The organism is Rhodovulum sp. BSW8 (genome assembly GCF_003314725.1).
GTDB lineage: Bacteria > Pseudomonadota > Alphaproteobacteria > Rhodobacterales > Rhodobacteraceae > Rhodovulum > Rhodovulum visakhapatnamense.
Genome location: NZ_QNVX01000050.1, coordinates 50,308 through 62,298, shown reverse-complemented (window position 1 = coordinate 62,298; position 11,991 = coordinate 50,308). Strand labels below are relative to the sequence as shown.

Genomic DNA, 11,991 nt, shown 5'->3' with positions numbered 1-11,991 from the left:
CAGTTATGCCGTATTGGCATGCCGCGCCAATGCATACAAAGGTATATCTGGAACACGTCTAATATGCCCACCCTCCACCGTTAACACCAACGGCTTGGGATCCGCGCATATTATGTAATGAGGGGAAAGGGCCAAAGGAGGCCATCAATGGAACTCGACATCGTCGAGCTGTCCCGGCTGCAGTTTGCCATGACAGCCATGTATCACTTCCTCTTCGTGCCGCTCACGCTTGGTCTGTCGATCATCGTTGCGATCATGGAGACGGTCTATGTGATGACCAACCGCCCCGTCTGGCGCCAGATGACGAAATTCTGGGCCACGCTCTTCGGCATCAACTTCGTGCTGGGGGTCGCGACGGGCATCACCATGGAATTCCAGTTCGGGATGAACTGGAGCTATTACAGCCACTATGTCGGGGACATCTTCGGCGCTCCGCTGGCCATCGAGGGGCTGATGGCCTTCTTCCTCGAGGCGACCTTCGTGGGGCTCATGTTCTTCGGCTGGGACAAGCTGTCCAAGGTGGGGCATTGCGTGGTCACGTGGCTCGTGGCGATCGGGTCGAACTTCTCGGCGCTCTGGATCCTGATCGCGAATGGCTGGATGCAGAACCCGGTGGGGGCCGAGTTCAATCCGATGACCATGCGGATGGAGATGACCTCGTTCTTCGAGGTGATGTTCAACGAGGTGGCGCAGGCCAAGTTCGTGCATACCGTCTCGGCGGGCTATGTGACGGCCTCGATCTTCGTTCTGGGCGTGTCGGCCTGGTACCTGCTGAAGGGCCGCCATGTGGAACTGGCGCGCCGGTCGATCGCGGTCGCAGCCAGTTTCGGGCTTGCAGGCGCGCTGTCGGCGGTGGTCCTCGGCGACGAGTCGGGCTATAACGCCACCCATACCCAGAAGATGAAGCTCGCCGCCATCGAGGGCATGTGGGAAACCCACGAGGCGCCCGCGCCGTTCAACCTCTTCGGCATTCCCGACCAGGCCGACCGCGAGACCAAATACGCGATCGAGGTGCCGGTGGTGATGGGCCTGATCGGCTCGCGCTCGCTGACCGAGGAACTGCCGGGCATCAACCAGCTGGTGGACGAGGCCGAGGTCCGCATCCGCAACGGGCTGATCGCCTATGACGCGCTGATGCAGATCCGGGCCGAGCGGGGCGCAGCCGCGCCCGAGCTGACCGCGCAATTCGAGCAGCACAGCGCCGATCTGGGCTTTGCCTTCCTGCTCAAGCGCTATCTCGACGACCCGCGCCTGGCGACCGATGACCAGATCGCCATGGCGGCGCAGGACACGGTGCCGGGCGTCCTGCCGCTGTTCTGGGCGTTCCGGGTGATGGTGATCCTGGGCTTCGGCTTCATCGCGCTGATGCTGTTCTTCTTCATCCGCGCCAACTTCTACGGCATGCGCTTTCCGCGCTGGGCGCTGCGCACGGCCGTGGTGGCGATCCCGACGCCCTGGATCGCGGCCGAGATGGGCTGGTTCGTGGCCGAATTCGGCCGTCAGCCCTGGACCGTCGACGGCGTGCTGCCGACCGCGCTGTCGGTCAGCCAGCTCAGCGTGGCCCAGGTCGCCTTCACGCTCGCGGGCTTCATCACCTTCTATTCGGTCCTCTTCGTGATCGAGATCGGGCTGATGCGGAAATACATCCTCAAGGGGCCCTATATGGACGTCGCCGAAACCGACGACTGGACCCGGCGCCATACCGACCGCCTGACCGGCGGCCGCGGCTTCGAACCGGCGGAGTAAAGACCCATGATCCTGCATGAATTCGTGGATTTCGAGATCCTTCGGGTGATCTGGTGGGGGCTTCTGGGCGTCCTGCTGATCGGCTTTGCGCTGACCGACGGCTTCGATCTGGGGGTCGGCACGCTGCTGCCCTTCGTCGCCCGGACCGATATCGAACGGCGGGTGGCGATCAATACCGTCGGCCCGGTCTGGGAAGGCAACCAGGTGTGGTTCATCCTGGGCGGCGGCGCCATCTTCGCTGCCTGGCCGCCGCTTTACGCGGTCAGCTTCTCGGGCTTCTACATCGCGATGTTCCTGATCCTCGCCGCGCTGATCCTGCGCCCGGTGGGCTTCAAGTACCGTTCGAAGCGCGAGGACGAACGCTGGCGCGCGGCCTGGGACTGGGCGCTGTTCGTGGGCGGCTTCGTGCCTGCGCTGGTCTTCGGCGTCGCCGTGGGCAACGTCCTTCAGGGCGTGCCGTTCCGGCTGACCGAGGACCTCATGTCGATCTATGAGGGCTCGTTCTTCGGGCTGCTGAACCCCTATGCGATCCTGGTCGGGCTGGTGTCGGTCTCGATGCTGGTGATGCATGGCGCGGCCTGGCTGCAGCTCAAGACCGAGGGCATGGTGGCCGACCGCGCGCGGACCTTCGGCGCCTGGGCGGCCATTGCCACCATCCTGACCTATGCGCTGGCCGGCCTCTGGCTTGCGGGCGGGATCGACGCCTACAGCTTTGCGGGCGCGGTCGCGACCGACGGACCGTCGAACCCGCTGATGAACGAGGTCGTCCGGGGCGGGTCCTGGATGGCGGCCTATGAGGCGCGGCCCTGGATCGTCGTCGCCCCGGCGCTGGGGATCCTTGGCGCGGCGCTGGCCTTCCTCGGCTTCAGGACCGACAAGGAGGGCTGGACCATGCTGGCCTCGAAACTGTCGATCCTCGGCATCATCGCTTCGGTCGGGCTGACCATGTTCCCGTTCATCCTGCCGTCCAGCATCGACCCCAACTCGTCGCTGACGGTCTGGGACAGCTCGTCCTCGCATCTGACGCTGTTCGTGATGCTGGTCTCGGCGGTGATCTTCGTGCCGCTGATCCTGGCCTACACCGCCTGGGTCTACAAGGTGCTCTGGGGCAAGGTCACGGCCTCGGACGTGGTCGACAAAAGCGACTCGGTCTACTGAGAAAGGAGCCCGAAGATGTGGTATTTCGCCTGGATTCTCGGCCTGCCGCTGGCCGCGCTCTTCGCCGTCGTCAACGCGATGTGGCTGGAGCTGAACGCGGATCGCACCATGATGGACGGCAAGCCGCGCCACGACCGCTAGGCCGGTCGCCGTCCTGAACCGGGGCCCTGCCCCGAGCCTGCAAGGCCCGTGCCCCCGGCGCGGGCCTTTTCCATGCCCCTCGGGTCCGGCCGGACTATGGCAGCCTTAAAGATGAGTCTTTGACATCTTATTTGAGTCGGCCCTATATGGCGCAGGACACATGCATTTTCTTGCATGTCTTGGGACCGAAGCCGCACAGGAGGCGCGACCGACATGAGCACGACCGCAGAAACCCAGCCGGGCAGCCACGAAAGCCGGCTTGCGCATTTTCCCGTCACCTTCTTCGCCACGGTCATGGGGATGATGGGTCTGACGCTGGCCTGGCATGCGGGCGAACAGGCGCTGGGGCTGACCCTCCCCGTCTCGCATTACCTGCTGTTTGCCTCTTCCGCGCTCTTGGCCGCGGTCGCGGCGCTTTATGCGACAAAGCTTCTGACACGCTTCCCGATGGCCGCGGCCGAATGGCATCACCCGGTTCGGCTGGCCTTTTTTCCCACCGCCTCGATCTCGCTGATCCTGCTGTCGGTGGCGTTGCTGGGCCAGTACCCCGCGCTGGCCGAGCCGGTCTGGATCGCAGGGACCGCGCTGCAGGGGCTCTTGTCGCTTCTGGTGATCGCCGACTGGATCGGGCACCGTCCCTTCCAGCCGATCCACCTGAACGCCGCCTGGTTCATCCCGCCGGTCGGCAACATCCTGGTGCCCATCGCGGGCGTCCCGCTGGGCCACCCGGATATCTCGTGGCTCTTCTTCTCGGGCGGTGCGCTTTTCTGGATCGTGCTGCTGACGATGGTCATGAACCGGCTGACCTTTCACGATCCGCTGCCCAGCCGGTTGCAGCCGACGCTGGTGATCCTGATCGCGCCCCCCGCCGTCGGCTTCATCTCGTGGATGCGGCTGAATGGCGGGCTCGATTCGCTGGCGATGTTCTTTCTCAACGCCGCCTATGTCTTCGCGCTGATCGTGGCGACGCAGCTGCCGCGCATCCTGCGCCTGCCCTTCGCGCTGTCCTTCTGGGCGCTCTCGTTCCCGCTGGCCGCGCTGACCATCGCCACGTTCCTGTACGCGACCACCACCGGCTCGGCCGTCCATCTGTGGCTGGGCGGCGGGCTTCTGGCCTTTCTCAGCGTGGTGATCGCGGGGCTGGTCGGGCGCACGCTGCTGGCGATTGCCCGGAACGAGATCTGCCAGCCGGAATAGGGGCCTCAGCCCCGCCGGGGGGCGGCCAGGCTGAGCGCGAAGGCACAGCTTGCCGCGACCACGATGCTGGGTCCGGCGGGCGTGTCGAACTGGTACGATCCCCAAAGCCCGGCCAGGGCCGCGGCCGCACCGATGCCCGAGGCGATCAGCGCCATCGCCTCGGGGGTGCGCGCCCAGGGCCGGGCGGCGGCGGCCGGGACGATCAGCATTGCCACGATCAGAAGCGCCCCCACCACCTGGATCGCCACCGCGACCACCAGCGCCAGCGCGACCGTCAGCACCAGCCGCTCGCGCCCCGGATCGATCCCCGAGGCCGCCGCCAGTTCCTCGCTGACCGTAACCGTCAGAAGCGCCCTCCAGCGCCAGCCGATCAGCGCCACCACTGCCAGCGCCCCCGCCCAGATCACCGCCAGATCGGTGCGGCCGACCGCCAGGATGTCGCCGAAGAGGTAAGCCGAAAGATCGACCCGGACCCCGCTGAGAAACGACACCGAGACCAGACCGACCGCCAGCGCCGCATGGGCGGCAACCCCCAGCGCGGTATCCATGGCAAGCCTCCGCCCAGACAGCGAGGTCACGGCCAGCGCCATGGCCAGCGCGGCCCCCAGCGTGCCCGCGAAGATCGAGATCGAAAAGCCCAGCGCGATGGCCACGCCCAGAATCGCCGCATGGGCCGTGGCCTCGCCGAAATAGGCCATGCGCCGCCAGACCACGAAGGCCCCCAGCGGCCCGGCCGCCAGCGCGACTGCGATCCCCGCCAGCGCCGCCCGCACCAGAAAATCGTCAAGCATCGGCCGCCTCCGGTTTTGCGCCATGGGCATGGGGATGCACCTCGGCCCCGGCCGCCGCGTCGTGTCCGCAGCCGTCATGGGCATGATCGTGTTCATGCTGATAAAGCGCCATCGTGCCATGGGTGCCATGGCCGAACAGCGCCCGGTATTCGGGCGCGGCGGTCACCACATAGGGTTGGCCCTGACAGCAGACATGACCGTTGAGGCACAGCACCCGGTCTGTCGCGCTCATCACCACATGCAGATCGTGGCTGACCATCAGCACCGCTGTACCGGTCTCGCGCCGAAGATCGACGATCAGCTGGTAGAAGGCCGCGGTGCCCGGCTGGTCGAGCCCCTGCGTCGCCTCGTCGAGGATCAGAAGTTCTGGCCCGCCCAGCAGCGCGCGGGCCAGCAGCACCCGCTGGAACTGCCCGCCCGACAGCGCGGTCAGTTGCCGGGTCTCAAGCCCGGCCGCGCCGACCCGATCAAGCATCGCCGCGACCTCGGCCGCCCCGTGCCGGTCGGGCAACGACAGAAAGCGGCGGACCGTCAGCGGCATGCGGTCGTCGACGGCCAGCTTTTGCGGCACATAGCCGATCCGGAGCCCAGGTCGCCGGGTGACGGCGCCCGCCGTCGGCCGGACCGCGCCCAGCACAGCCCTCAGCAGCGTCGACTTGCCCGACCCGTTCGGCCCGACAAGCGTGACGATCTCGCCCGCGCCGATCTCGAAATCGACCCCGGTCAGGGCGGCGACACCGCCATAGCGCACTGTCAGGCCGCGCGCGGCGACCAGCGTCATGCCCGCGCCTCGCGGCAGGCGGGGCAGCGGCCGACAGCCTCGAGGCTCATCCGCTCGATCTCGAACCCGACCGCACCGGCTGCCGCGAGCATCGCGTCGGCGACGCCCGTGCCCGGCGCCTCGGCCACGGCCTGGCAGGTGTCGCAGATCAGAAAGGCCGGGCGGTGCGGCTCGCCCGGGCGCATGCACGCCGCAAACGCGTTGAGCCGCCGGATCCGGTGCACGAGCCCGTGATCGACCAGAAAATCGAGCGCCCGATAGGCCACCGGCGGTTGGCGCGCGAAGCCCGCCGCGACCAGCCGGTCGAGCACCTCATAGGCGCCGAGCGCCTGATGCGATTCAAGCAGGATCTCGAGAGTGCGTCGGCGCACCGGGGTCAGGCGCAACCCTTCGGCCGCGACGATTTCCTCGGCCCGCTCCAGCGTCGCCCGGCGGCAGGCGGCATGATCATGGGCGGAAAACACCCGCTCGGCATCGATTCTCATCCGGACCCTCTTGACTTGTTATTTTATAACATATTCATTCCGGAGCACCTTCCGCAAGCGCCATTTCGAAGGAGTCGGTCCATGCGCCCCCTGTTTTTTCCTGTTTTTCTGGCCCTCGCCGCCCCTGCGAGCGCCCAGCCGCCGCGTGTGGTGACCGACATTCCCCCGGTCCAGTCCCTGGTGGCCGCGGTGATGGGCGATCTGGGCCGCCCCGAGATCCTGCTGGACCAAGGCGGCGACCCGCATCACTTCCAGCTGAAGCCCTCGCAGGCCCGCGCGATCAGCGAGGCCGGTCTGGTGTTCTGGGTCGGCCCGCAGCTGACGCCCTGGCTCGACCGCGCGCTCAAGGGGCTCGGCCCCGACGCGCAGGCCGTCGCTCTGATCGAGGCCCCGGGCACCTACCGGCGCAGCTACGGCACGCCGGACGGGCACGATCATGACCATGAGGGCGAGGCCGATGCCGAAGATCAGCATCATGGGGCCGCCGCGCCGGACGCGGATCACGACGCGGACGATCACGCCGCCGAGGAAGAGCATCACCATCACGAAGGCACCGACCCCCATGCCTGGCTCGATCCCGAGAACGCCCGGGTCTGGGTGCTTCGGATCAGCGGTGCCCTGGCCGAGGCCGACCCCGACAACACTGCGGTCTACGAGGCGAATGCGCGGTCTGCGCTCGACCGGATCGCGACAACCGAAACCGAGGCGCGGCAAGTGCTGGCCCCGGTGGGCGACCGGCCGATCATGGTCTTCCATGACGCTTACGGCTATTTCGCCGAGCATTTCGGGCTGAGCGTGGCCGGGTCCATCGCCATGGGCGATGCCGCCGATCCGGGGGCTGCCCGGCTGACCGGGCTGCGGGACGAGCTGCGCGCCGACGGCGTCGCCTGTCTCTTCCCCGAGGCCCAGCACGACCCGGCCTATGCCGAGGCCATCGCCGAGGGCACCGATGTGCGGGTGGGCGCGCCGCTCGATCCGTCGGGCAGCACACTCGCCTACGGTCCCGATCTCTATCCGGCGCTGCTGACGGGCCTCGCCCGGACCATCGCCGACTGCGTCACCGGCTCGGACGGCTGAGTCCCGACCGGGGGGCGGCGCTGGTCAAAGATCGACCTCGACTGCCACGCCCTTGGCCCGGGCCGCTGCGACCGCCCGGGCCGCCACCGCCAGATCCTGCAACCCGACGCCGGTGCCGTCGAAAAGCGTGATGTCGTCCTCGGACTGGCGCCCCGGCGCGGTGCCATTGATGACCTCGCCGATCTGGACGATGTCGCCCGCGCCGATCAGCCCGGCCGCGACTGCGTGCTGGGCCTCGCCGATCTCGACCGACTGCGCCACCTCGTCGGTGAAGACCCTGGCGCGGGCAAAGATCGCCGCATCGATTTCCTGCTTGCCCTTGGTGTCGGTGCCCATGCAGGCCAGATGCGTACCCGGCCGGACATGGGCATCCATGAGCTGGGCCGAGAAGGAAGACGAGATCGTGACGATGACATCGGCCTGCGCGCCGAGGCCTTCCAGCGAGACCGCCTCGAAGGGCAGGCCGAGCCCGGCCGCAGTCTCGGCCAGCCGGGGCAGCATCTCGGGATGATAGTTCCAGCCGACCACCTTCTCGAAGGGACGCTCGGCGACGGCGGCGCGCATCTGGAAGGCCGACTGGTGGCCCGCGCCCAGGAGGCCCAGCACGCGCGAGTCGCTGCGTGCCAGGTGGCGGATCGATACCGCCGAGGCCGCCGCCGTGCGCAGCGCGGTCAACAGGTTGCCGCCCACCAAAGCCGCGGGTCGCCCGGTGTCGGGGTCGAACAGTACCACGGTCGACTGATGGTTGGTCAGCCCCCTTTCAGCGTTGCCGGGCCAGTAGCCGCCCGACTTGAGCCCCAGCACCTTGCCGGCACGATCAAAGCCCGACTTGAAGCCGTAAAGCGCGTCGGCATGGCCGATCGCCTCGCGGATCACCGGGAAATTACAGGCCTCATTGCGGGCCATGGCAGAAAAGACGGCCTCGACCGCCTCGAAGCATTGAGCGGCTGACACGAGCCCCGCAATTTCGCTTTCCGGAACGACAAACATCTTACCCCTGCACGATTTTTCGCAGAAAAATCGGGGCCCGGAGGCCCCGAAACGCCAGTCAGTAGGCCTTGCCGCGCGCGGAAACCGGCCAGAGGCATTCGACCGTGCCGTTGCGCACCCCCACATACCAGTCATGGACATTGCAGGTCGGATCGCAATGGCCCGGCACCAGCCGCAGCTTGTCGCCGACCTTCAGAACGCCCTCGTGATCCGCGATCACCCCATGTTCGTCGGAGCATTTCACATAGCGCACATCCTCGCGCCCGAACACGACCGGCAGGCCGCTATCGACCGATTGCGCCTTGAGCCCGGCATCGCAGATCGCCTTGTCGGCCTTGGCATGGCTCATCACCGAGGTCAGCAGGAACAGCGCGTTCTCCCATTCGCCGCGGTCGATCCGGTTGCCCTCGGCATCGAGGATGCGGCCGTAATCGGCATCCATGAAGGCGTAGGAGCCGCATTGCAGCTCGTTATAGACGCCCGAGCTGCCCTCGAAATAATAGGAGCCGGTGCCGCCGCCACCGACGATGTCGCAGGCAAGTCCCTCGGCCTTCAAGGCCTCGACCGCCTCGCGTACCATGGCCACGGCGATCTCGATCTTGGCCTTCCGGTCCAAATAGGAATCGAGATGCTGCATCGCACCCTGATAGGCTTGCAGCCCGGCAAAGCGCAGGCCCGGCGCGGCGTCGATGGCCTTGGCGATGGCGACGACATCCGCAGTTTCCGTCACCCCGCAACGCCCGGCGCCGCAGTCGATCTCGACCAGGCATTCGATCTCGGTGCCGTGCCGCTCAGCCGCCTCGGACAGCTCGGCCACGTTCGCCGGGTCATCGACGCAGACGAGCGTCCGCGCCCCCAGCTTCGGCAGCCGTGCCAGCCGGTCGATCTTGGCCGGATCGCGCACCTGGTTCGAGACCAGCACGTCCTTGATCCCGCCCCGCGCAAACGCCTCGGCCTCCGACACCTTCTGGCAGCAGACCCCGCAAGCCCCTCCGAGCCGCTCCTGCAGCCTGGCGACGTCTACCGACTTGTGCATCTTGCCATGGACGCGGTGACGCATCCCGTGCGCCCTGGCCCAGTCGCCCATCTTCTGGATGTTACGCTCGAGCGCGTCGAGATCGAGCACCAGACAAGGCGTCTGGATCTCGGCCTCGGCCATGCCCGGCAGGGCCGGAATGTCATAGCCCACCTCGAGCCCGTCGAACTCGGTCACGTCCTTCATCGCATTTCTCCCAGCTTTCGAGACGCGCCGCGCGCGCCGTGTTTCCCGTTCCGCGCCCGAGGCGCGTCGTCACGTCCTGCCTTGCGGCGCGGCTCAGACCGTCCAGGGCAGACGGTCGAGATCGACATTGCCGCCGGTCACGATCACGCCCACGCGTTTGCCCGCGAAAACCTCGCGGTTCTTCAGCACCGCCGCCAAAGGCACCGCCGAGCTCGGCTCCATCACGATCTTCATCCGCTTCCAGATCAGCTTCATCGCCTCGACGATCTCGGCCTCCGAAACGGTCAGGATATCGGTCACGTTCGACGAAACGAAATGCCAGGTCAGATCCTTCAGCGGCACCTTCAGCCCGTCGGCCACCGTTTCGGGCGCGTCGTCGGCGACGATATGGCCCGCCCTGAAGCTGCGATAGGCGTCATCGGCCTGCTCGGGTTCGGCGGCATAGATTTCGATATGCGGCGCGAGGCTCGACAGGGTCAGGCAGGTCCCGGACACCATCCCGCCGCCGCCGATGGGCGCGATCACCGCATCGAGATCGCGGATCTGGTCGTTCAACTCGCGCGCGCAGGTGCCCTGCCCGGCGATCACCCGCCAGTCATTGTAGGGATGGACGAATTCGGCGCCGGTCCGGGCCTCGACCTCGGCAAAGACCGCCTCGCGCGAACTGGTCGAGGGGTCGCATTCGGTGATCTCGCCGCCATAGCCGCGCACCGCGTCCTTCTTGGCCTGCGGCGCCGTGCGCGGCATCACCACATGGCAGGGAATGCCCCGGCGGCCCGCCGCGTAAGACAGCGACAGTGCATGGTTGCCCGAGGAATGGGTGGCAACCCCCTTTGCCGCCCTCTCGTCATCGAGCCCGAAGACCGCGTTGCAGGCACCGCGCACCTTGAAGGCGCCGGCCTTCTGGAAATTCTCGCATTTGAAGAAGAGCGAGGCCCCCGCCATGCCGTCGATGCAGGACGAAGTCAGGACCGGCGTGCGGTGGATGTAGGGGGCGATCCGCTCATGGGCCCGGATCACGTCGTCATAGGTCGGGATATAGAGGGGTCCGTGATCCTTCATGGCATCCTCACGCCGCCGCCCGCACGGGCGCGGTCTTGCTGTTGCGATAATGCTCCTGGGCGGCGGCAACGCCGCTGCCAAGCCGAACGGGCAGGCCAAGATCGGTCATGGCCATTTCGGCGGTGGCGATGCCCGACAGCGCCATCACGTCGCTCATCAGACCCAGATGGCCGATCCGGAACACCTTGCCCGCGACCTCGCCCAAGCCCCCGCCGAAGGCCACGCCATAGGCCTCGGCCGCATGGCGCACGATCCGGCCCGCATCGACCCCGTCAGGCGTGACGATGGCCGTCACCGTGTCCGAGCAAAGCTCGGGCCGGGCCGCGCAGGTCGTCATGCCCCAGGCGGCGACCGCGCGGCGCACGCCCTCGGCGATGCGGTGATGGCGGGCGCGCACGGACTCCATGCCTTCCTCAATCAGCAGGCCGGTCGAGACCGCCAGCCCGTTGATCAGCCCGACCGGCGGCGTATAGGGATAGTTGCCGCCCAGCATGTCGCGGATATCGAAGAAACAGCGCGGCAGTCCGGCGGTTTCCATCGCCGCCAGGGCTTTCGGGCTGATCCCGACGATGGCCAGTCCCGCGGGCAGCATGAAGCCCTTCTGCGAGCCGGTCACCGCCAGATCGACGCCCCAGGCATCCATCCGGAAGTCGATCGACCCGATCGAGCTGACGCCATCGACCATCAATAGCGCAGGGTGCCTGGCCGCGGTCATGACCGCGCGCACGGCCGCGACATCCGAGGTCACGCCGGTCGCGGTCTCGTTATGGGTGACGAGAACGGCGCGGATCTCATGGGACTTGTCGGCCGCCAGTGCCGCGGCGAAAGCCTCGACCGGCACGCCCTCGCCCCAGGGGCGCTCGACGATCTCGACGTCGAGCCCGTGGCGCTGGCAGAGGTCGATCCATTTCCGCGAGAACATGCCATGGCGGGCGGCCAGAACCTTGTCGCCGGGCCGGAGCGTGTTGGTGATGGCGGCTTCCCAGCCTCCGGTCCCGGTCGCGGGAAAGATCGCGACCTCGCCTTCGGACAGGTGCAGCACCTGCTTCACTCCGGCCATGGCGGAGGCGAGGATCGGCCCGAAAGCGGCCGAGCGGTGATCCATCGTGGGAATGTCGCAGGCCCGGCGCAGGGACTCGGGCAGGTTGGTCGGGCCGGGCAGGAAGACGGGGTTCAAGGCGTGCATCGGGCGGTCCTTCATCTGGCTTCCCAACGGATAGCGCCCGGTTGCGCTGCGGCGCAATTTTTTCTGAAAAGCTTTTCCGCAAGGCGAAAAATGCGATAAAGTGTCGAATTATCAATGTGTTTATCGTGCCTCATATTTTGAAAAAACATTTCACT

General features: G+C 67.1%; 12 protein-coding genes. 5 read left to right on the top strand and 7 right to left on the bottom strand.

Going from position 1 to position 11,991, the window contains the following annotated elements:
- Positions 1 to 147 precede the first annotated feature (147 nt).
- From DSD19_RS18120 to DSD19_RS18105, 4 genes are all read left to right on the top strand, one after another.
- Complete coding sequence (locus DSD19_RS18120) at positions 148 to 1,746, top strand: cytochrome ubiquinol oxidase subunit I (protein ID WP_113670628.1); 1,599 nt, start codon at positions 148 to 150, stop codon at positions 1,744 to 1,746.
- A gap of 6 nt (positions 1,747 to 1,752) precedes the next feature.
- The gene (gene cydB / locus DSD19_RS18115; RefSeq protein WP_113670627.1) at positions 1,753 to 2,904 is read left to right on the top strand and encodes a cytochrome d ubiquinol oxidase subunit II; all 1,152 of its coding nucleotides are present in this window, start codon (positions 1,753 to 1,755) and stop codon (positions 2,902 to 2,904) included.
- 15 nt (positions 2,905 to 2,919) lie between these two features.
- Positions 2,920 to 3,045, top strand: coding sequence for a cytochrome bd-I oxidase subunit CydX (gene cydX / locus DSD19_RS18110; RefSeq protein WP_075787192.1), 126 nt, complete (start codon positions 2,920 to 2,922; stop codon positions 3,043 to 3,045).
- Between the two features lie 213 nt (positions 3,046 to 3,258).
- Positions 3,259 to 4,242, top strand: coding sequence for an SLAC1 anion channel family protein (locus DSD19_RS18105; protein WP_113670626.1), 984 nt, complete (start codon positions 3,259 to 3,261; stop codon positions 4,240 to 4,242).
- A 5-nt stretch (positions 4,243 to 4,247) separates the two neighbouring features.
- Here DSD19_RS18105 and DSD19_RS18100 read toward each other — a convergent pair whose 3' ends face one another.
- From DSD19_RS18100 to DSD19_RS18090, 3 genes are read right to left on the bottom strand one after another with little or no spacing between them, the layout of a single operon-like run.
- Entirely contained in the window at positions 4,248 to 5,033 is a 786-nt protein-coding gene (locus tag DSD19_RS18100) for a metal ABC transporter permease (RefSeq protein ID WP_113670625.1), read from the bottom strand.
- Positions 5,026 to 5,814 carry a metal ABC transporter ATP-binding protein gene (locus DSD19_RS18095; protein ID WP_113670624.1) on the bottom strand — a complete coding sequence of 263 codons (789 nt, stop codon included), beginning with the start codon at positions 5,812 to 5,814 and terminating at the stop codon, positions 5,026 to 5,028. Before DSD19_RS18095 ends, DSD19_RS18100 begins: the two co-directional genes overlap by 8 nt.
- The gene (locus DSD19_RS18090; RefSeq protein WP_113670623.1) at positions 5,811 to 6,299 is read right to left on the bottom strand and encodes a Fur family transcriptional regulator; all 489 of its coding nucleotides are present in this window, start codon (positions 6,297 to 6,299) and stop codon (positions 5,811 to 5,813) included. The genes DSD19_RS18095 and DSD19_RS18090 overlap by 4 nt, the downstream gene beginning before the upstream one ends.
- A gap of 150 nt (positions 6,300 to 6,449) precedes the next feature.
- Between DSD19_RS18090 and DSD19_RS18085 the strand changes: the two genes are divergently transcribed.
- Positions 6,450 to 7,376 carry a zinc ABC transporter substrate-binding protein gene (locus tag DSD19_RS18085; protein ID WP_371412630.1) on the top strand — a complete coding sequence of 309 codons (927 nt, stop codon included), beginning with the start codon at positions 6,450 to 6,452 and terminating at the stop codon, positions 7,374 to 7,376.
- A gap of 24 nt (positions 7,377 to 7,400) precedes the next feature.
- Here DSD19_RS18085 and bhcD read toward each other — a convergent pair whose 3' ends face one another.
- From bhcD to bhcA, 4 genes are all read right to left on the bottom strand, one after another.
- Positions 7,401 to 8,366 carry an iminosuccinate reductase BhcD gene (gene bhcD / locus DSD19_RS18080; protein WP_113670621.1) on the bottom strand — a complete coding sequence of 322 codons (966 nt, stop codon included), beginning with the start codon at positions 8,364 to 8,366 and terminating at the stop codon, positions 7,401 to 7,403.
- Between the two features lie 58 nt (positions 8,367 to 8,424).
- Positions 8,425 to 9,588 (bottom strand): 3-hydroxy-D-aspartate aldolase BhcC, encoded by a 1,164-nt coding sequence (bhcC, locus tag DSD19_RS18075; RefSeq protein WP_113670620.1) that lies wholly within the window; start codon positions 9,586 to 9,588, stop codon positions 8,425 to 8,427.
- A 93-nt stretch (positions 9,589 to 9,681) separates the two neighbouring features.
- A complete protein-coding gene (bhcB, locus tag DSD19_RS18070) occupies positions 9,682 to 10,650 on the bottom strand; it encodes a beta-hydroxyaspartate dehydratase BhcB (RefSeq protein WP_113670619.1) in 969 nt (322 codons plus the stop codon).
- A 7-nt stretch (positions 10,651 to 10,657) separates the two neighbouring features.
- Positions 10,658 to 11,836: an L-aspartate--glyoxylate aminotransferase BhcA gene (bhcA, locus tag DSD19_RS18065; protein WP_113670618.1), complete on the bottom strand. Its 1,179-nt coding sequence runs from the start codon at positions 11,834 to 11,836 to the stop codon at positions 10,658 to 10,660.
- Between the last annotated feature and the right edge of the window lie 155 nt (positions 11,837 to 11,991).